Raw genomic sequence first — 20,300 nt, forward strand, 5'->3', positions numbered from 1 at the left:
GGCGGACAGGGATCGTCCATGCTGGAACTGCTCTCCGGCCTGTCCAGATCAGATCACAATCTCGCACTGAACGACCTCGAAGCCCGCATCTTCCACAATCCCACCACCGACCCGGACCTGTGGGGGTGATCCCAACAAAACCCCGCTGTCTTTCAGACGGCGGGGTCCTTTGTTTGGCCTTGGTACATCGACTGCCGTTTGCCCTAAGCGGCCGCGGACCCGGCGTGTTGCGAGTTGGATATCCGAACAGTCGCAAGGCCACGTTCGAGATCGTCTAACAAATCCTCCGGGTGCTCCAGCCCTACCGACAGCCGCACTAGGCCATCGGATATGCCTGCCACCTTTCGTGCCTCCGGCGTCATGGCGGCGTGCGTCATCAGGGCCGGATGGGCGATCAGGCTTTCGACCCCGCCGAGCGACTCGGCCAGGGTGAATATCTCCAGCCCATCCACCAAAGTCCGCACGGCCTCGATGTCGTGCAGGTCAAAGCTGAGCATGGCTCCAAACCCCGACTGCTGACGCGCCGCAATGGCGTGTCCCGGATGGCTCTTCAGGCCCGGATAGTGGACGGCCCTGACTGCCGAATGCGCCTGAAGCCATTCGGCCACACGGGCCGCCGTCGCCTGCTGGCGCTCGACGCGGGTATACAGGGTGCGAACGCCTCGCAGGGTCAGATAGGCGTCGAACGGCGACCCCGTCACGCCCAGGCAGTTGGCCCACCATGTTAACTGTTGCAGGTCGTCCTGCGACTTGGCCACGACGCAGCCGCCGACAACGTCGGAGTGACCGTTGATGTATTTGGTGGTCGAGTGGATCACCAGGTCCGCGCCCAAGGTCAGCGGCTGTTGCAGGGCGGGCGACAGGAAGGTGTTGTCCACCGCTGACTTGCAGCCCACGGCGCGCGCGCGGGCACAAATGTCGGCCACGTCCACGATCCGCATCAGGGGGTTGGACGGGGTCTCGATCAGGATCAGTTTGGGGTTCAGCGCGAAGGCGGCATCCAGCGCCGCGCGGTCGTTCTGATCGACGAACTGCACGTCGAAATGGCCGCGTTTGGCCCGGGCGCACAACAGGCGGTGTGTGCCGCCATACAGATCGTGCGGTGCGACCAGCAGGTCGCCGGGCTCCAGCGAGAACAGCGCCAGGTCGACTGCCGCCATGCCGGTTGCCGTGACCACCGCGCCGCAGCCCCCCTCCAGCTTCGCCAGGGTTTCGCTCAGCACGTCGCGTGTGGGATTGCCCGAGCGGGTGTAGTCATACTTCCGCTTACCCTCCAAGCCGTCGAAACTGTAGTTGGACGACAGATAGAGGGGCGGCATCACCGCGCCATGCGCCGGGTCGCTGTTCACGCCGTGACGGGCGGCAGTGGTACAAGGATGGGCGTCGACGGGGGCAGTCATGCGGCGAACTCTCTGGCAGGCGTGAAGGGTGTGTTGGAGGTGGCGGCGTAGAGCGGACCCAGGGCATCGTGCAGGGCACGGCCCACGACCTCGCGCTCCTTCAGAAAGGCGTCGTGGCCGAAGATTGACCCGGCCTCCACAAGACGGGTCAGACGCGGTGCGCGAGCGGCCAGGTCGCGGCTGTCCTGGATCGGCACCAGCCGGTCGGAGGTGAAGCCGACGACGGTCAGGGGGCATTGGATCGCCTCGGGCACGACTGCGTGCCGGTCCAGCGAGTCCGACAGGCTGATCCAGCGGGCGGCGCTGGTCACCGCGTCATAGCCGTCGCCGCGAGACGTCAGGTAGTCGCAGACAGGGTATGGTCCACCGGCCTGCTCGGGCGGGGTGGCGGCAAAGCGCAGGTCGAACTCCTCGGCCGTGCGATAGGTGGTCATGGCCAGTTCGCGGGCCAGGGCGATACCTTCGGCCTCACGTCCGGTGTCGCGGGCAAAGGTCAGCAGGCGGCGCTGGACACCGCGCCAGGCCGTGGCAGCGGGATGGGCGCGATGGGTGGCAGAAATCACCACCAGGTGGCCGATACGGTCAGGCTGCGTTTCGGCCAGGGCCAGACCCACGCAGCCGCCGTAGGACGCGCCCACAAAGGCCTCGATCTGGACCTCTCCGATGGCGTCCAGCAAAAGAAGCAGCAGCCGCGCCTGATCGTGGGTCGTGATGGTGACGCCCGGATCGGTCCGGCCCGGCAGCAGGTCGATGGCGAGGACGCGGACGCGGTTCAGGTCGATGGGACCGCCGGGACGCACGGCCCAGGGCCACCACTGGCCGACAAAACGCCCGCTGGAAATCCCGCCCATGACGACCACCAGCGGGCCTTCGACCGGACCATGCAGCCGTCCGATGACTTCGCTCGCCGCCAGGGTCTCGCCCGAGGCCAGACGGAAGTCTGCGGGAATGGGCGCGGCGACGTCCCATCCGGGGGCTTCGTCGATGGGCCAGGCGTGGGACGACACAGGTCCGCTCCGTTCTCGATCATCGAGCGCGGGCGGGGCGGCCAAATCCTGTGGTGAAGACCCGTGAAGACGACGGTCCTCCAACGGAGAGCCATTCCCTTCACTCATCTCTCGCGGCCTTTCGAGGGGCCTCGCAGGAGTTGGCACCATCTCCAGGGTCGGGTGGACCTTGGAAGGTTGCCCCGGCATCAAAGGGCCTATCCCTCCGCCGGTCTTGATGAGTGGCCTTAAGCTGCATGTGACGGGCGGGACCGTCAAGGCAGATTTTTCACGCGGAATCTTGTTGCGCCGCAAAATGCACCGTCAGGTATGACCGTGCGGACTCAGCATCCACAAAGAAACCACATTGCTAAGATGGCTGACGCCGCGTCAACTAGCGCAAGAAACTTCCACAAATGTTCGTCCGCCCACTTGCGCATTTCGCGGATGCGGTAAACATTTCGCAAATGCGAGATCGCATTCCGTCGCAGCCAAGGGGGTTAGGAACGATGACACGACTTCATGGGGATACCGCTGGTAGGGGCGCGCTCTGGGCGCTCGGCCTTTTGACGACGGCAGTGGCCAGTGGAGCCGCCGCGGCACCGGCTGCGGCGGCTCCTGTGCTTCTGGGCCACCAGGCGGCGCTGGATCTGGACGCGGCGGGCACGGGTTGGCTGGGCGTTTCGACTGCCCTGGTTCTGCTCATGACTCTGCCGGGTCTGGCTTTGTTTTACGGCGGCATGGTGCGGCGCAAGAATGTCATCGCCACCATCACCCAGTCGGTTGGCGTGTTTGCCGTGGTCACCCTGGCCTGGTTCATCGCGGGCTATTCCATCGCCTTCGGCACCGCGCCGACGGAGAGCCTGAACACCGTCGTGGGCGGTCTGGAATCGCTGTTCCTGAGCGGCGTGACGCTGGAGACGGCGCACAGCCTGCTGCCCGGCATTCCCGAGTTCCTGTTCATCTCCTTCCAGCTGACGTTCGCCATCATCACCCCGGCGCTGATCACCGGGGCGTTCGCGGAGCGGTTCAAATACAGCGCCTTGCTGCTGTTCACCGCCCTGTGGTCGCTGTTCATCTATGCCCCGATCGCCCACTGGGTCTGGGGCGGGGGCTTCTTGGGCTCGGCGGGCGTGCTGGACTTTGCAGGGGGCGCGGTCGTGCACGTGAACTCGGGTGTCGCGGGTCTGGTCTGTGCCCTCTTCCTGGGGCGTCGCAAGGGCTATGGCATCGACCCGATAAACCCGCACAACCCCGTCCTGACCATGATCGGAGCCTCCCTGCTGCTGGTCGGCTGGATCGGCTTCAATGCCGGCTCGGCCGGGGCGGCCAATGGCCTGATGGCCGTGGCTCTCCTCAACACCATCCTGGCCGCCGCGGCCGCGGCCCTGTCGTGGAAGCTGATCGAGGTCCTCGAGAAAAAGAAGGTCTCCCTGATCGGTATGCTGTCGGGCGTCGTGGCCGGTCTGGTCGCCATCACGCCGGCCGCCGGTTTCGTCGATCCCAAGGGGGCGGTGATCATCGGCCTGATCGCCGGTCCGGCCTGCTATGCCGCTTCGATCTGGATCAAGAAACTGCTGAAGTACGATGACAGCCTGGACGCCTTCGGCCTGCATGGTGCCGGCGGTCTCGTCGGGGCGCTGCTGACCGGCATCTTCGCCACCACCACGATCAACAGCCTTTCGGAGGGGGCCAATGTCTGGACCCAGCTGGTCGGCCTGTTGTGGACCATCGCCTACAGCGCTGCGGGCACCTTCGTCATTCTGGTGATCTGCAAGTTCACCACCGGCCTGCGCGTCACCGAAGCGCAGGAAGAGGAGGGGCTGGACACCCACCTGCACGGGGAGGCGCTGGAGGCCCACTGAAGCGAGACGACGGGCCGGGCGTGGGGCTCTGCCTTCGCGTCCGGCCTTCAGTAGGCGTTCGACTGACATCATCGAAAACAAGGGGATAAGAAGATGAAACGGGCTTTCGCGTGTCTGGCCGTCATGGCCGCCCTGTCCACCGCCTCCACTGCCTCGGCCCAGGATGCCGAGGTCGCCTTCAACGTCGGCGTCTTCAGCGACTATGTCTTCCGCGGCTTCAGCCAGACCAATGAGGACCCGGCGCTGCAAGGGGGCGTCGACCTGACCGCCGGCTCCTTCTACGCCGGGGCCTGGGCGTCGAACGTCGATTTCGGCGACGACACCGATGCGGAGATCGACGTCTACGGCGGCTTCCGCACGGAGGCAGCGGGTTATGCGCTGGACTTCGGCGTGGTCGGCTATTTCTACGTCAATCAACCCAGTGGTGCAGACTACGACTATGTGGAGTTCAAGGCGGCGGCGTCGCGGGCCATCGGGCCGGTGACGGCGGGGGCGGTCGTCTACTACTCGCCCGACTTCTTCGGCCTCGATGAGGAAGCCACCTATGTGGAGGGCAACCTGGCCTGGGCGTTCGCCGACAAATGGGCGGCATCAGGTGCGCTTGGGTATCAGGCGCTGGACGTCAATGACGACTACACGACCTGGAACGCCGGGGTGACCTACACCCTTGTTGAGGGGCTGGGTCTGGATGTCCGCTACTTCGACACGGACGTGGATGGCCCGTTGTCCGATGACCGTATCGTGGGGTCGCTGAAGTACAGCTTCTGAGCGCGGGCTGTTCGGCCCCGCAGCATGACAAACGGCACGGCTTTGCTCTCATGAGCGCCGTGCCGGTTTTTTTATCTACCCATTAGGCTCAATTCCGAAGTCAAAAGGCACAACTTGCCGCCGCGGCTCTCGCCCCATACACCTGTGTGCAGCAGCGAAAAGGAAGACGTGCGTTGGCGTCCGTGAACCAGAGATTTGTCATCACCCCCCGTATTGGACCCGCCAAGGCGGCGGCCTCCGATCGCGTGCGCGGGTTCGATGAAATCTATGCGGACTTCACCGTGCCTGCCGGCGGCGAACAGTCCAGCCGCTGCGCCCAGTGCGGCGTACCCTTCTGCCAGTCCGGCTGTCCGCTGGAGAACAACATCCCCGACTGGCTGAAGCTGGCCGCCGAGGGCCGCGCCGAAGAGGCCTGGCGTCAGTCCGAGGCGACCTCGACCATGCCGGAAATCTGCGGCCGCACCTGTCCGCAGGACCGGCTTTGCGAAGGGGCCTGCACTCTGGAACAGTCGGGCTGGGAGACGGTCACCATCGGATCGGTCGAGCGCTGGCTGGGCGACATGGCGTTCGAAAACGGCTGGGTCACACCGATCCGACCCATCGCCGAGAACGGCCTGTCGGTCGGCATCGTGGGGGCAGGGCCTGCGGGCATGGCGGCGGCGGATCGCCTGCGCTCCGCGGGCTATGCGGTGACGCTCTACGACCGCCACGACCGCGCGGGCGGCCTGCTGATGTACGGCATCCCGGGCTTCAAGCTTGAAAAAAATGTTGTCCAGAGGCGTCTGGACCGGCTGATCAACGGCGGGGTCGAGATCCGTCTGGGCGTCGATGTCGGCGGCGATGGAGAGGGGGCCATGCCCTTTGCCGAGGTGCGTGCCGCCCATGATGCCGTCCTGATCGCGACCGGTGTCTATCAGGCGCGCCGCCTGACCGCGCCGGGCTGTGGCTCCGACGGCGTGGTCGCGGCGCTGGACTATCTCATCAGCTCCAACCGGGTCGGCCTGGGCGATGACGTCGCGGCGTTTGAAGATGGCACGCTGAACGCGGCGGACCGCCGGGTCGTCGTCATCGGCGGCGGCGACACCGCCATGGACTGCGTCCGCACTGCGGTGCGTCAGGGCGCGACCTCGGTCACCTGCCTGTACCGCCGCGACCGGGACAATATGCCGGGCAGCGCCCGAGAGGTCGCCAATGCCGAAGAAGAAGGCGTCGTCTTCGAGTGGCTGGCCTCGCCCCGCGCCGTGCTGGGGGGGGCCTCGGGCGTGACCGGCGTCCGGGTCCAGCGCATGGCCTTGGCGGCCCAGGGCACCGACGGTCGCTGGTCGGTCGAGCCGGTGCCGGGCGGAGAGTTCGACGTCGCTGCCGATCTGGTCATCGAGGCCCTGGGATTCGAGCCCGAGGACATCCCTGGCCTGTTCGCCGAGCCCGACCTGGCCCTGACCGACTGGAACACCATCCGCACGGCGGGTCATACCAAGGCGACCACCCTGGAGGGCGTCTTCGCCGCCGGCGACATCGTGCGCGGGGCCTCGCTGGTCGTCTGGGCCGTGCGCGACGGGCAGGACGCAGCGGCCGAGATCGACGTCTGGCTGAACAGCCGCCAGAGGGTGGCCGCATGACCTTCGACCCCATCCAGTATCAGGCCGATCGACAGTGGCTGATCGACGCCCATGCCTATGATCCGGGCTCGGAGCGCGATGCCTGCGGCGTCGGCCTGGTCGCCGCCATCGACGGGGCTCCGTGCCGCGAGGTCGTCGATCTGGCCCTAAAGTCGCTGAAGGCTATCTGGCACCGCGGTGCCGTCGATGCCGACGGCAAGTCCGGCGATGGGGCGGGGATTCTGATCGGCCTGCCCCGCGCCTTCTTCGAGGCCCAGGTGCGGGATGCCGGTCATGAGCCGCGTCCGGGCCCTCTGGCCGTCGGCATGGTCTTCCTGCCGCGCCTGGATCAGGGTGCTCAGGAAGTGGCCCGCACTATCGTGGAGCGCGAGGTCCTGGCCGCCGGTTTCTGGCTCTATGGCTGGCGTCAGGTGCCGACCCGCGTCGAGGTGCTGGGCCAGCGCGCTGCCGCCACTCGCCCCGAGATCGAGCAGATCATGTTGTCCGCTCCGGATGGGCTGGAGGGCGAGGCGCTGGAGCGCGCGCTTTATCTGCTGCGTCGCCGCATCGAGGCGCGGGCGACCGCCGCCAATCTGCAGCATTTCTACATCTGCTCCCTGTCGGCCCGCTCTGTGATCTACAAGGGGATGATGCTGGCCGAGGCGCTGGGCGACTTCTATCCCGATCTGAACGATGCGCGGGTCGAGGCCAATGTCGCCCTGTTCCATCAGCGTTATTCGACCAACACCTTTCCCGAATGGCGGCTGGCCCAGCCGTTCCGGATGCTGGCCCACAACGGCGAGATCAACACCCTGCGCGGCAATGCCAACTGGATGCGCAGCCACGAAATCCGCATGACCGCCGAGGCCTTCGGGGCCGACGATGCGACCGTCAAACCGGTGATCCAGTCTGGCGGATCGGATTCGGCCGCTCTCGATAATGTCTTCGAGGTCCTGGTCCGTGCCGGTCGGCCCGCACCCATGGTCAAGGCCTTGCTGATCCCCGAGGCACCGATCGACGGCGTGATTTCCGACGATCACCGCGCCCTCTATGCCTACTGCAATGCGGTTATGGAGCCGTGGGACGGCCCCGCCGCCATCTGCGCCACCGATGGTCGCTGGGTCGTGGCGGGCAAGGACCGCAATGGGTTGCGGCCGCTTCGCGTCGCCGAAACCGTCGACGGCCTGCTGATCTGCGGCTCGGAGGCCGGTATGACCGGCGTGGCTGAGGACCGGATCGCGCGTCGTCTGCACATCGGCGGCGGGCGGATGATCTCCGTCGATCTGGAGGCGGGCGTTCTCTACGACGAGACCCAGACCATCGACCGGCTGGCGGCCGAGCATCCCTACCGCGACTGGCTGTCGAACATGGTCGAGCTCGAGCCGTTGGTCGGCCCCGGCGAAGAGCCGCGCCGTCTGTCGGGCGAGGCCCTGACCCGGTTCCAGGCCGCCGTCGGCTGGACCCAGGAAGACATCGACGCCCTGCTGGACCCCATGGCCGCAGAGGGCAAGGAGGCGGTGGCGTCGATGGGCGACGACGCCCCGCCCGCCGTCCTGTCGCGTCAGGATCGGCCCTTTGCACACTATTTCCGCCAGGCCTTTGCCCAGGTCACCAATCCGCCGATCGACAGTCTGCGTGAAGCCGGGGCCATGTCCCTGCGGACCCGGTTCAAGAACCTGGGCAACATCCTGGCCCAGGACGAGACCCAGACGCGGGTCTTCGTGCTCGACAGCCCCGTCCTGACGACCGGCATGTACGAGCGGATGCTGGGCGTCGTGGGCGCGGGTGCCACCACGGTCATCGACTGCACCTTCCCGGCCCCCGACGTCGGCGCGACCCGGGGCGAGGCGCTGAAGGCCGCGCTGGATCGCATCCGCGACGAGGCCGTGGCCGCCGCGCGGGGCGGGGCGGGTCTGATCGTCCTGACCGACGAGCGGGCGGGCGAGGATCGTCCGCTGATCCCCATGATCCTGGCCACCTCGGCCGTGCATGGCCGACTTGTGGACGAGGGCCTGCGCAGCTTTATCTCCTTGGTGGTGCGCTCGGCCGAGGCGATTGACGCTCATGCCTTTGCCGTCCTGGTCGGCTGCGGGGCCACCGCCGTCAATGCTTGGCTGGCGCAGGAGAGCTTCCTGGAGCGGCTGGAAAGCGGTCGCTATCCCGGCCTGTCGCTGCGCGACGCCTGCCTGAATCATCGGGCTGCGGTCGAGGCCGGGCTGATGAAGATCCTGGCCAAGAAGGGCATCTCCGTCATCTCCGCCTATCGCGGCGCGCTGGAGTTCGAGGCCCTGGGCCTCTCGCGCGCCCTGGTGGCCGAGTTCTTCCGGGGCATGACCTCGCGCATCTCCGGCGTGGGCCTGGCGGGGATCGAGACCCGGGCCGTCAATCGCGCGGGCAAGGGCTTTTCCGTCGCGCGCCCGGGCCTGCGCATCGGAGGCTCGCACCGCATCCGTGCGGGCGAAGAGACCCACGCCTGGGACGCCGAGACGATCCATCGGCTGCAGGACGCCACGACCCGCAATGACTACAAGCGCTACAAGGCCTATTCCCGCCGTCAGCGTGAGATCCCGTCCACCGCCCTGCGCGACCTGCTGGATTTCCGCGAGGCTGTGCCGATCCCGCTGGACGAGATCGAGAGCGTCAACGAAATCCGCAAGCGGTTCGTCACACCGGGCATGTCGCTGGGGGCCCTCAGTCCTGAGGCGCACGAGACGCTGAACATCGCCATGAATCGTATCGGTGCCCGCTCCGCGTCCGGCGAGGGCGGCGAGGATCCGGAGCGGTATCGGCCGCGCCCCAACGGCGACAATCCCAACTCGGCGGTCAAGCAGATCGCCTCGGGCCGGTTCGGCGTCACCGCCGAATATCTGAACCAGTGCCGCGAGATCGAGATCAAGGTCGCGCAGGGGGCCAAGCCCGGAGAGGGCGGCCAGTTACCGGGCTTCAAGGTCACCGAATTCATCGCCCGCATGCGCCATGCCACGCCCGGCATCGGCCTGATCAGCCCGCCGCCGCACCACGACATCTATTCGATCGAGGACCTGGCCCAGCTGATCTATGACCTGAAGCAGATCAATCCGGACGCGCGGGTGACGGTCAAGCTGGTGGCCTCGTCCGGCATCGGGGCCGTGGCGGCAGGCGTCGCCAAGGCCAAGGCCGACATCATCCTGGTCGCAGGCCACAACGGCGGCACGGGGGCCTCGGCCCTGGGGTCGATCAAGCACGCCGGCATGCCGTGGGAGATGGGCCTGTCGGAGGCGCATCAGGTGCTCAGCCTGAACGGCCTTCGCGGCCACGTCCGTCTGCGCACCGACGGCGGCATCAAGACGGGGCGCGACGTCGTCGTCGCCGCCATGCTGGGGGCTGAGGAGTACGGCATCGGCACAGCCAGTCTTATCGCCGTCGGCTGCCTGATGGTGCGCCAGTGCCACTCCAACACCTGCCCGGTCGGGGTCTGCGTCCAGGACGAACGGCTACGCGCCATGTTCACCGGCACCGCGGACAAGGTGGTGAACCTTTTCACCTTCATCGCCGAGGAGACGCGCGAAATCCTGGCGTCGCTGGGCCTGCGTTCGCTGGATGAGGCGGTGGGCCGCACCGACCTGCTGCGCCAGGTCTCGCGCGGCGGGGCGCAACTGGACGACCTCGATCTGAACCCCCTGCTGGTGCGGGTGGGCGAGGGGGACGTGCGCTCCACGGAGGCTCCGCTCAACGCCGTGCCCGATGCGCTGGACGCCCGGATCGTGCGCGACGCCACGCCGTTCCTTGAGCGGCGTGAAAAGATGTCGCTGACCTATTCGGTGGCCAATACCCAGCGCGCCATCGGCACGCGCATGTCCTCGCACATCGTGCGTCGCTATGGCTCGGACCTGCCCGACGGGCATCTGACGCTGAACCTGCGCGGCGCGGCGGGTCAGTCACTGGCGGCCTTCGGCATGAAGGGCCTGCGCATCGTCCTGGACGGAGAGGCCAACGACTATGTCGGCAAGGGCCTGTCGGGTGCCGAGATCATCGTGCGCCCTTCGGCCTGGGCCGCCGGTCAGGCCCTGATCGGCAACACCTGCCTTTATGGGGCCACCAGCGGAACCCTTCTGGCCGCCGGTGCGGCGGGCGAACGGTTTGCGGTGCGAAACTCCGGCGTCACGGCCGTCGTCGAGGGCTGCGGCGCGCACGGCTGCGAATACATGACCGGCGGCGCGGTGGTCATCCTGGGCACCACGGGCTGGAACTTCGGCGCCGGCATGAGCGGCGGCGAGGCCTTCGTCCACGATCCCGAGGGCACCGCCCACGTCCGCTTCAACACCGCCTCGGTCGTGCCGGGAGTGGTAATGGGCGAGGCGGCCCAGCGGCTGCATGCCCTCGTCAGCCGCCATGCCAGGGAGACGGGCTCACCCCTGGCGAAGCGGCTGCTCGAGACCTGGCCGGTGGCGGTCACGCACTTCCGGCATGTGCTGCCGCGGGAAGAATCGGCACAGGCGGCGGTGAAGCGGGCTTAAACCCTTCTCCCGCAAGGGGAGAAGGAACAGCCGTATCAGACCTCGCTCCACCCGCCTGCCAGCGCCTTGAACAGGGCGATCTGGTAGGTGGTGACCAGGGCATCCGATGCCGCCAGCTGCGCGTCGGCTCCGGCCAGGGTGCGCTCTGCATCCAGCACGGTCAGGAAGCTGTCGGCACCCGCATCGAAGCGCAGGCGTGACAGGCGGGCGGCTGTGGCGGCCTGGTCGCGGGCAGCTTGCAGGGCGGCGCGGCGGTCCAGCTCATTGGCATAGTTGGCCAGGGCCGTCTCGGTTTCCTGAAGCGCGGTCAGCACTGTCTGGTCGAACGTGGCCAGGGCCGCATCTGAAGACGCATCCGCCTGTTCGATCCGCGCGCGGGCGGCGAAGACATTGGGGAAGGACCAGCTGATCAAGGGGCCGAACGAGAAGCGGAAATTCTCGCTGTCACCCAGACCGCTGGCGTCCAGCGCCGTGGCGCCCAGCGATCCGCCGAGCGTGATGCGGGGGTACAGGTCCGCTGTCGCCACATTCACGCGGGCGGCGGCGGCGGCCAGGTTGCGCTCGGCCTGACGCACGTCGGGGCGACGGGCCAGCAGGGCGGCACCGTCACCGATGGGGATCGGCTGGGCCAGTTGCGGGGGGCGGCCACAGGCACGGGCGGCCTCGCTGACCTCGGCGGGCGTGCGTCCGGTCAGGGTGGCCAGGCGGAACAGGGCCTCGTCGCGCTGGGCCCGCAAGGGCGGCAAGCTGGCGCGGCTGCTTTCCAGGGCCGAGCGGGCGCGGGCCGTGTCCAGCCCATTGCCGGACCCGGCATCCAGCAGACGCTGGGTCAGGTCTGCGGTCGAGGACTGCAGTTCGATGGTGCGCTGGGCCACATCGATCTGGGCATTGGCCGAACAGGCGTCGGCATAGGCGCGCGCCGTCTCGGCCGCCACAGTCACGCGGACGATGTCGAGCGCGGCGGCGGCGGCATCCGCATCGGCGCGGGCGGCGCGGATGGTCGATCCCACGCGACCGAACAGGTCGATCTCGTAGGAGACGTCCAGACCGGCGTCATACGTCTCGACCTCTGGCGCGTCGGTGCCGGGCGGCAGGGTGCCCGCCGGAACGCTGGCGGCCGAAGGCTGGGTGTTCGTATAGCTGGCCGAGGTGGTAGTGGTCGGCAGGCGACCGGTACGGGCCTCGCTCAGCGACGCGCGGACGCGACGCAGATTGGCGGCAGCCGCCTCCAGCTCATTGTTCTCGGTCAGGGCCTGGGTGACCAGGCCGTCCAGCACGGGGTCGTTGTACAGCCGCCACCAGTCGTCGCGCGCCGGCGTCGCCGCCGACACGGACGCACTGGTGGAGCCCACGAAAGCACCCGACGCGAGGGGGGGAAGGGTGGCGTCGGGCGCTTTCGGCCCGACCGCGCACGACGCCAGCAGCAGGGCTGAGAACGCGGTGGTGGTCAGGATCCGGGGGTTAGGAACAGAGATCATCAGGCGTCTCCCAGACGCGGGCTGACCGGTGCGGGCGAACCCGGGGTCCGGTCGTGGGGCGGCAGGCCGCCGGTGGTGATGTTGTCGGTCTTCGCCTTGGGCGCACCCGGCAGCTTGGAGGCCACCCAGCGCATCACGACATAGAAGACCGGCGTGAAGATCAGGCCGAAGAAGGTCACCCCCAGCATGCCCGAGAAGACCGCCGTACCCAGGGACTGGCGCATCTCGGCACCGGCTCCGGTCGCCAGCATCAGCGGCACGACGCCGAAGATGAAGGCAAAGGACGTCATCAGGATCGGGCGCAGACGGGTCCGCGCGGCGCTGACCGCCGCATCCCAGCGGTTCATGCCCTCATCCTCGGCCTGTTTGGCGAACTCCACGATCAGGATGGCGTTCTTGGCCGCCAGGGCGATCAGAACGACCAGACCGATCTGGACCAGGATGTTGTTGTCCAGCCCTCTGAGAGTGACCCCGATCATGGCCGCCAGAATGCACATCGGCACGATCAGCACGACCGCGAACGGCAGGGTGAAGGCCTCGTACTGGGCCGCCAGCACCAGGAAGACCAGGACGACCGCCATCATGAAGACGATGGTCGCCCCGCCCGACGCCTGCTTCTCCTGCAGGGCCAGACCGGTCCATTCATAGGAGAATCCGGGCGGCAGGGTGGCCTCGGCCAGCTCTTCCATCGACGCGATGGCCTGACCGGACGATACGCCCGGTGCCGCCTGACCCTGCAGTTCGGCCGCAGGGAACAGGTTGTAGCGGACGATCCGCGCCGGACCGGAATCCTCGCGCAGGGTGGCGACAGAACCGATCGGCACCATGGCCCCGGTTTCCGAACGGGTCTTCAGGTTGGCGATATCGGCGATGTCGTCGCGCGCCGCCGGCTCCGCCTGGGCCGTCACCCGGAAGGTCCGGCCCAAATAGTTGAAGTCGTTGACGTAGGCCGAGCCCAGATAGACGCCCAGGGTGTCGAAGACCGAGCCCGGCTGGACCCCCATCATCAGCGCCTTGTCGCGATCGACGTCGGCAGCGATGCGCGGCGAGCCGGTATTGTAGGTCGAAAACACCTGCTGCACCTGATCGGGCGCCCCGGCGGCGGCCCCCATCATCGCGAAGGTCGCGCCTTCCAGCGCACGGTACCCTTCGCCGGTCCGGTCCTGGACCATCATCTGGAAGCCGTTGCCGTTGCCCAGGCCCTGAACCGCAGGCGGGGCGATGACGAAGATGTTGGCGTCCTCGATGCCGAAGGTGGCCCCCGTGATGGCTCCGGCCAAGGCTGCGGCCCCCTGTTCGGCGGTCTTGCGATCGTCGAACGCGTTCAAGCGCACGAATATGGTCGCGGCATTGGAACCGAACGAGAAGCTGGTCCCGTCCAGACCGGCAAAAGCCACGGTGCCGTCGACACCTTCGGTATCCTTGATGATCTGGGCGGCACGGCTCATGACGGCCTGGGTCCGCTCCAGCGACGCACCCGCGGGCAACTGCACGACGCCGATCAGGAAGCCCTGATCCTGCTCCGGAATGAAGCCTGACGGGGTGTTGAACAGGGTGAAGCCCGTGCCGACCAGCAGGACGGCATAGATGCCCAGCACCAGCACCACCTTGCGCACCAGCCAGGCGGTTGCTCGACCGTATTTGTCCGACAACCAGTCGAACCCCTCGTTGAACTTGCGACCCGCCCAGCCGACGTAATAGGTGGCGGTGCCCACAGCGCCGGGCTTGCGGACGTTGTCGTGTTCCTTGTGCGGCTTCAGCAGCAGGGCGGCCATGGCAGGAGAAAGCGTCAGCGAGACCAGCAACGAAACCACCGAAGCCGTGGTGATGACGATGGCGAACTCGCGATAGAAGATGCCGGGAATGCCCGGCACGAACATCGTCGGCACGAACACAGAGACCAGCACCAGCCCAATGGAGATCAGGGCGCCGGACACCTCCTTCATGGAGCGATAGGCCGCCTCCTTGGGGGTCATGCCCTCGCGGATATAGCGCTCCACATTCTCGACCACGACGATGGCGTCATCGACCACGATACCAATGGCCAACACCAGGGCGAACAGTGACAGCGAGTTGATCGAATAGCCCAGCGCCAGCTGCACCGCGAAGGTCGCCACCAGCGAAACCGGGATGGCCACGATCGGGATGATGGCGGCCCGCCAGGTCTGCAGGAAGACCACGACGACCAGCACAACCAGCACGACCGCTTCCAAGAGGGTGTGCTGGACCGACTCGACCGAGGCAGCGACGAATTCGGTGGGGTTGTAGGGCACGGAGATGTCCATCCCCGCCGGCAGTTCGGCCTTGAAGGCCTCGACCTCGGCCAGCACGCGCTCGGCTGTGCCCAGGGCGTTGGCTCCCGGCTGCTGGATGATGGCCATGCCGACGCCACGCTGCCCGTCGAAATAGCCCTGGATGCCGTAGTCTTGGGCCCCGAGTTCAACGCGGGCGACATCGCGGACGCGTGTCACGCGGCCTTCGGCATCGGTCTTGATGACGATGTTGGCGAACTCGTCCGGATCGGACAGACGTCCCTGGACCTGCACCGGCAACTGGAAGGCCGAGGCATTGGTCGCGAACGGCGGCTGGCCGATGGCACCGGCGGCCGCCTGAACGTTCTGGGACTGCAGGGCCGCTACGATGTCCGAGCCCGTCAGATTGCGCTCGGCGGCCTTGGCCGGGTCGATCCAGACCCGCATGGAATAGTTGCCGCCGCCGAAGATCTGCACGGCACCGACGCCTTCGACCCGCAGCAGGCGGTCGCGCAGTGTGGAGTTGGCATAGTTGCCGACATAGTCGTTATCCAGCGACCCGTTGGGCGACGTCAGGCCCAGGATCATCAGGAAGCCGCTCTCCTGCTTGTTCACCGTCACGCCGATCTGGCGCACGGAGGCCGGCAAGCGCGGCTCGGCCAGGGCCACCCGGTTCTGAACCAGCACCTGGGCCGCATCCAGATCGGTGCCCGGATTGAAAGTCACAGTGATCGCCACCGTCCCATCCGAGGTGGACGAGGACGACAGATACAGCATGCCTTCGACGCCGTTCACCTCCTGCTCGATGGGGGCGGACACGGTCTCGGCCACCGTCTCGGCCGAGGCTCCGGGGAAGGCGGTATTGATGGTGATCGTCGGCGGCGCGATCTCCGGATACTGCGACAGCGGCAGTAGCGGATAGGCGAAGATGCCGATCAGGGTGATGAACACCGCGATTACGGCCGCAAAGATCGGCCGGTCGATGAAGAAGCGTGAAATGTTCATGGTGCGATCAGTCGCCCGAGACGCTGTTGGCGAAGGTGGCGCTGGAAGCCGGGGCCACCGTGGTCACAGGGGCCTCGTTCTGCTGCGCGACCGGCTGGATGCGGCCGGTCTTGGCCTGCACCTTGATGCCCGGCTGTTGAACACGCTGGACGCCGTTGATGATGACACGATCCGTCGGTGCCAGCCCTGAACGCACGACCCTCAGGCCGTCGACCAGCGGTCCGAGGACCACGGCCTTGGGCGTCACCGATCCATCGGCGGCGACGACATAGACCACGCGTCGCGCCTGATCGGTCGCGACGGCGGCGTCCGGCACCAGCATGGCCTGATAGCTGCCGGACCCGGCCAGACGGGCCTGGCCGAACATGCCAGGCTTCAAAAAGCCGTCGGCATTGGGCACCACGGCCCGCAGGCGAATGACGCCGGACGCAGTGTCGATGGCGTTGTCGGTGAAGTCCAGCGTGCCGGACCGGCTGTAGGTGCTCTCGTCCTGCAGGCGGACCTGAATGGGGGCCGCACCGTTCCGGGCCTGACGCTGATACTTCAGCATCACGGCTTCGGAGCCGTCGAAGGTGAAGTAGATCGGGGCGCTGGAGACGATGGTCGTCAGGATGTCGCCAGCGGACGAGCCACCGCCGATCAGATTACCCGGATCGACGCGGCGATCGGACACCCGGCCCGAGATCGGAGCTACAACCCGAGTGAACTCCAGGTCCAGCTGCCGGGCGCGAATGCCGGCGTTGGCGGCCGCGACGGCGGCCTCGGCCGTCAGGACGGCGCCACGGCGCGTCTCGGCCTCGGCCTGAGATACCGCCTGGGATTCCAGCAGGGTCTGGGCCCGCGCATATTCGCTGCGCGCCAGGGTCAGCTCGGCCTGGGCCTGAGCCAGGGTGGCGCGCGCCGAGGCCAGGGCGGCCTGGGCTGGGCGGGGGTCGAGTGTGAAAAGCAACTGCCCGCGCCGAACGAAGTCGCCATCGCGGAAATGGACAGCCGAAATATAGCCGCCGACGCGGGCGCGGACCTCGACGTCCTGCGTCGCTTCGAAGCGGCCGGTGAACTCGTCCCAGTCCTGGATGGTCTGGATCAGCGGCGTCGCCACCGTCACGGCGGGGGCGGGCGGGGCCTGGGCTTCGCTCCGGGGGGAACAGCCATAGAGCGCGGCCGCCACAAGGGCGGACGCGGCCACGATCTTCACCGTGCGCATGAACGATAGTCTCCAGAAGTAGGGAACGACCCCTGTCATTGTCGACCACGGCGATCGAGGAGGAAGCCGTTAGTCAACGCCCGGTGACTTAATGGTGAACCTGCTCGCGCTTGTCAACAGATGATGACAAGGCCATATTGGCGGTGGGGCGATTCAGGAGATCACATATTGTTATGTAACGTCGCGCCGCGACCGCGTAATGCCGAGGCCACCCGTGCGGCCATCCTGCAAGCGGCGACAAACCGTTTCTCGCGTGAAAGCTATGATTACGTCGGCATGCGTGACATCGCCGGCGACGTCGGCGTCGATGCGGCTCTGATCTCCCGTTATTTCGGGTCGAAGGAAGATCTGTTCATCGCCGTTCTGAACTCAATCGGCGACAAGAGCTGGTTCATGGAGATCGACCGCGCCGACTTCGGGGATCGCATCGCGCACGACGCGATTTATACGAAGAAGGACCAGGGCAAGCTAGAGCATATGCTGATCCTGCTGCGCTCTGTCGGGTCTGCCAAGGCGGCCGAACTGGTTCAGCGCAACAGCCAGCAGTGCTTCTTTGGCCCGTTCGAAAGCTGGCTGGGCGGCGACGATGCGCCGATCCGCGCCCGTCTTGCGGCCGGCTTCATGATGGGCATGTCGATCGGCGGCGAACTCAGCGCCGACGACCTGACCGACGATCAGTGCGCCGAACTTCACCGGCGGATGGCGAGGATTCTCCAGGACATCATCGACGGCCAGACGGTCAGCTGCGCGGCGTGAACTTCCGGATCACGCCGGAATAGGTCATCAGGATGCGCTCGCCGGTGCTGATCTGGCCGCGCACGAAGATCAGGCTCTTGCCCGCCCGCACCACCTCGCCCATCGCCTCGACCAGTTCGCCTTCATAGGCGCCGTCGATGAAGGTCGAGTCCAGCGACACGGTCACGCCCGACGCGCCCTCCATCTCCTGATAGGCGGTCTGAAACAGGGCGATGTCGGCGAACGTCATCAGGCAGCCGCCATGCATGCGATGCCCGGCATTCATGTGCTTGGCCTCGGCTCTGAAAGCACACCGCATCCGCCCGTCGGGATCCGGCCTGAAATAGAATGGGCCCACCACCGTGTCGAAGGTGCCGTGCAGGTCGTAGGTCTGCCAGCCCGCGAATTCGCCCTCCGCTACCGTGATCTTCGCTACCATCTGTCCCTCGTGCGCTACCGCTGTCGGCTCGATGCCTTGGTGTTCGTCTCGCAATGCAGCATATAGGCACGATGAGCGACCCCATCGAAACCGCCATCTTCGAAAAACTGGCGAAGGCCGACCCCAAGGGCGTCGGCGGCAAGAGTATCGAACCGGCCGAAGTGGCAAAGGCACTGCAGCCCGAACAATGGCAACGCATGCTGCCCAAGGTGCGCGGCGTGGCGCTGGGCCTGATGCGGCAGGGCAGGCTGACCATCACCAAGAAGGGCAAGCCCGTCGATCCGAACGCCGTCAAGGGCGTCATCCGCCTGCGCCTGCCGACCGAGGCCGAGACGGCGGCGGCCGTGGCGGCCCTGCCGCCCGCGCCTCAGGACGATGACGACTTCATCTGAACGGGCCGGGACTGCCCTCGACGCGGTCCTCTCCGACATCCGCGCCTGTCGCGCCTGTCTGGGCCAGCTACCGCATACGCCGCGCCCGGTCGTCCGCGTCTTTCCCGAGACCCGTCTGCTGATCTGCGGCCAGGCCCCCGGCCGCCGCGTCCACGAAAGTGGCCTGCCCTTCACCGACCCGTCCGGCGATCGCCTGCGCGACTGGATGGGGGTGGACTACGAAACCTTCTATGCCGACCGTCGTCTGGGCGTCGCGGCCCAGGCCTTCTGCTATCCCGGAACCGCGCCGAAAGGCGGCGACTATCCACCGCCCAAACGCTGCGCCGAACTGTGGCGTCCGCAACTGCTGGCCGAACTGCCCGAGGTCGAACTGACCCTGCTGGTCGGTGGCTATGCCCAGGTCTGGGCTTTGGGCGAGCGGGCGAAGATGAACATGACCGAGACCGTGCGCGCCTGGGGCGACTTTGCGCCGACCATCCTGCCCCTGCCGCATCCGTCGTGGCGCAACACGGCATGGCTGCGCAGAAATCCGTGGTTCGAGGACGAGGTCGTGCCGTATCTTCGCCAGAGGGTGCGTGGCATTCTGGGCGAATGATCCGCTTGCTGGCTGCCCTGTTCTGCACCCTTGTCCTAGCCGCCTGCGCCACGCCTGCGATTCAGCCGCCGCTGACACCCCCCGCAACCTTCGCTGGGCCCGCCGTCGAGGACCGCGCCATGGTCATGGATGACGGGGCGCGTCTCCCGCTCGCGCGCTGGGCCCCGACCGATGGCTCCGAACCCTGGGCTGTGTTGATCGCCCTGCACGGCATGAACGACAGCCGCGCCTCATTCCGCCTGGCCGGGCCGTGGTGGGCCGAGCGGGGAATCGAGACCTGGGCCATCGACCAGCGCGGCTTCGGTCAGGCCCCCGGTCGCGGGGTCTGGGCCGGAGAGGCGCGGATGACCGAGGACGTGCGCACCGCCGTCCTCCTGGCCCGCGCCCGGCATCCTCGCGCCACCATCGCAGTCGTGGGCGAGAGCATGGGCGGCTCGGTCGCCGTCGCCGCCTTCGGCTCGAACCGCCCGCCGCAGGCGGACCGTGTCATCCTGCTGGCCCCCGGCGTCTGGGGCTGGTCCGCTCAAGGCCCGCTGAGCTCCAGTGCCCTGTGGATCGCCGCCCGGGTCGCCGGCCCGCGTGCGGTCGAGGCCCCCGAATGGGCCATCCGCGACCACCCGGCGTCGGACAACCGACTGGAGTTGTTCCGCAACGGCCGCGATCCGAACAGCATCATCTCCACCCGCTTCGACACCCTGTATGGCCTGGTCGACCTGATGCAGAGCGCCTCGGTCAAGCTGGCACGCATCCAGGCCCCGACCCTGCTGCTGTACGGGGCCTCCGACAACGTCATCGAAAAGGCCCCCATGCGCCGCGCCCTGGAACAGGCCGGTGAACGCCCCGGTTTCCGCACGGGCTACTATCCCGACGGCTGGCACATCCTGAACCGCGACCTGCAGGCCGAGACCATGTACCGCGACGTCGAGGCTTGGCTGAGGAATGCCAATGCGCCCCTGCCGTCGGGAGCGGAGCCGGTGCTGCCGGCGCTGGAAGCGGCGCGGCGACGCTGACGCGAAACCGCCATGCTTGCCGTGTTAAGCGCCCCGGCGTAAACGCGCGCCAACAATAAAATACCCCGGGAGTATCC

At 67.2% G+C, this 20,300-nt stretch carries 14 protein-coding genes and 1 riboswitch; of the genes, 8 read left to right on the forward strand and 6 right to left on the reverse strand.

What is annotated here, in order from left to right:
* Positions 1 to 203: 203 nt before the first annotated feature.
* On the reverse strand, positions 204 to 1,400 hold the full coding sequence (gene metB, locus ACE3TH_RS09920) for a cystathionine gamma-synthase (protein WP_374599593.1): 1,197 nt from the start codon (positions 1,398 to 1,400) through the stop codon (positions 204 to 206).
* The gene (locus tag ACE3TH_RS09925) at positions 1,397 to 2,407 is read right to left on the reverse strand and encodes a homoserine O-succinyltransferase (protein WP_374599594.1); all 1,011 of its coding nucleotides are present in this window, start codon (positions 2,405 to 2,407) and stop codon (positions 1,397 to 1,399) included. The genes metB and ACE3TH_RS09925 overlap by 4 nt, the downstream gene beginning before the upstream one ends.
* Positions 2,408 to 2,508: 101 nt before the next feature.
* A riboswitch (SAM riboswitch) is annotated at positions 2,509 to 2,631 on the reverse strand.
* Positions 2,632 to 2,895: 264 nt separating this feature from the next.
* On the opposite strand from ACE3TH_RS09925, the gene ACE3TH_RS09930 reads away from it, so the two are divergent.
* The 4 genes from ACE3TH_RS09930 to gltB all read left to right on the forward strand — a co-directional run bounded on the left by ACE3TH_RS09930 (position 2,896) and on the right by gltB (position 11,113).
* Positions 2,896 to 4,251 carry an ammonium transporter gene (locus ACE3TH_RS09930; RefSeq protein WP_374599595.1) on the forward strand — a complete coding sequence of 452 codons (1,356 nt, stop codon included), beginning with the start codon at positions 2,896 to 2,898 and terminating at the stop codon, positions 4,249 to 4,251.
* A 93-nt stretch (positions 4,252 to 4,344) separates the two neighbouring features.
* On the forward strand, positions 4,345 to 5,019 hold the full coding sequence (locus ACE3TH_RS09935; protein ID WP_374599596.1) for a TorF family putative porin: 675 nt from the start codon (positions 4,345 to 4,347) through the stop codon (positions 5,017 to 5,019).
* A 173-nt stretch (positions 5,020 to 5,192) separates the two neighbouring features.
* Positions 5,193 to 6,638, forward strand: a complete 1,446-nt coding sequence (locus tag ACE3TH_RS09940; protein WP_374599597.1) for an NAD(P)-dependent oxidoreductase — start codon at positions 5,193 to 5,195, stop codon at positions 6,636 to 6,638.
* The gene (gltB, locus tag ACE3TH_RS09945; protein ID WP_374599598.1) at positions 6,635 to 11,113 is read left to right on the forward strand and encodes a glutamate synthase large subunit; all 4,479 of its coding nucleotides are present in this window, start codon (positions 6,635 to 6,637) and stop codon (positions 11,111 to 11,113) included. The genes ACE3TH_RS09940 and gltB overlap by 4 nt, the downstream gene beginning before the upstream one ends.
* A 35-nt stretch (positions 11,114 to 11,148) precedes the next feature.
* Here gltB and ACE3TH_RS09950 read toward each other — a convergent pair whose 3' ends face one another.
* The 3 genes from ACE3TH_RS09950 to ACE3TH_RS09960 are packed head-to-tail and all read right to left on the reverse strand — an operon-like array spanning position 11,149 to position 17,052.
* Complete coding sequence (locus ACE3TH_RS09950) at positions 11,149 to 12,591, reverse strand: efflux transporter outer membrane subunit (RefSeq protein WP_374599599.1); 1,443 nt, start codon at positions 12,589 to 12,591, stop codon at positions 11,149 to 11,151.
* Positions 12,591 to 15,848 carry an efflux RND transporter permease subunit gene (locus ACE3TH_RS09955; RefSeq protein ID WP_374599600.1) on the reverse strand — a complete coding sequence of 1,086 codons (3,258 nt, stop codon included), beginning with the start codon at positions 15,846 to 15,848 and terminating at the stop codon, positions 12,591 to 12,593. Before ACE3TH_RS09955 ends, ACE3TH_RS09950 begins: the two co-directional genes overlap by 1 nt.
* A gap of 7 nt (positions 15,849 to 15,855) precedes the next feature.
* Positions 15,856 to 17,052, reverse strand: coding sequence for an efflux RND transporter periplasmic adaptor subunit (locus tag ACE3TH_RS09960; protein ID WP_374599601.1), 1,197 nt, complete (start codon positions 17,050 to 17,052; stop codon positions 15,856 to 15,858).
* 123 nt (positions 17,053 to 17,175) lie between these two features.
* Between ACE3TH_RS09960 and ACE3TH_RS09965 the strand changes: the two genes are divergently transcribed.
* On the forward strand, positions 17,176 to 17,808 hold the full coding sequence (locus ACE3TH_RS09965; RefSeq protein ID WP_374599602.1) for a TetR/AcrR family transcriptional regulator: 633 nt from the start codon (positions 17,176 to 17,178) through the stop codon (positions 17,806 to 17,808).
* Here the strand turns inward: ACE3TH_RS09965 and ACE3TH_RS09970 are convergent.
* Positions 17,792 to 18,226, reverse strand: coding sequence for a PaaI family thioesterase (locus ACE3TH_RS09970; protein WP_374599603.1), 435 nt, complete (start codon positions 18,224 to 18,226; stop codon positions 17,792 to 17,794). The two genes, ACE3TH_RS09965 and ACE3TH_RS09970, sit on opposite strands and share 17 nt — an antisense overlap.
* Positions 18,227 to 18,297: 71 nt before the next feature.
* Here ACE3TH_RS09970 and ACE3TH_RS09975 point away from each other — a divergent pair, with 71 nt between their 5' ends.
* The 3 genes from ACE3TH_RS09975 to ACE3TH_RS09985 are packed head-to-tail and all read left to right on the forward strand — an operon-like array spanning position 18,298 to position 20,223.
* Positions 18,298 to 18,618 carry a DUF3253 domain-containing protein gene (locus ACE3TH_RS09975; protein ID WP_374599604.1) on the forward strand — a complete coding sequence of 107 codons (321 nt, stop codon included), beginning with the start codon at positions 18,298 to 18,300 and terminating at the stop codon, positions 18,616 to 18,618.
* On the forward strand, positions 18,602 to 19,213 hold the full coding sequence (locus tag ACE3TH_RS09980; protein ID WP_374599605.1) for a uracil-DNA glycosylase family protein: 612 nt from the start codon (positions 18,602 to 18,604) through the stop codon (positions 19,211 to 19,213). The genes ACE3TH_RS09975 and ACE3TH_RS09980 overlap by 17 nt, the downstream gene beginning before the upstream one ends.
* Complete coding sequence (locus ACE3TH_RS09985) at positions 19,210 to 20,223, forward strand: alpha/beta fold hydrolase (protein ID WP_374599606.1); 1,014 nt, start codon at positions 19,210 to 19,212, stop codon at positions 20,221 to 20,223. Before ACE3TH_RS09980 ends, ACE3TH_RS09985 begins: the two co-directional genes overlap by 4 nt.
* The last annotated feature ends 77 nt before the right edge of the window (positions 20,224 to 20,300 follow it).

Origin of the sequence: Brevundimonas sp., from assembly GCF_041919755.1 — a bacterium.
GTDB lineage: Bacteria > Pseudomonadota > Alphaproteobacteria > Caulobacterales > Caulobacteraceae > Brevundimonas.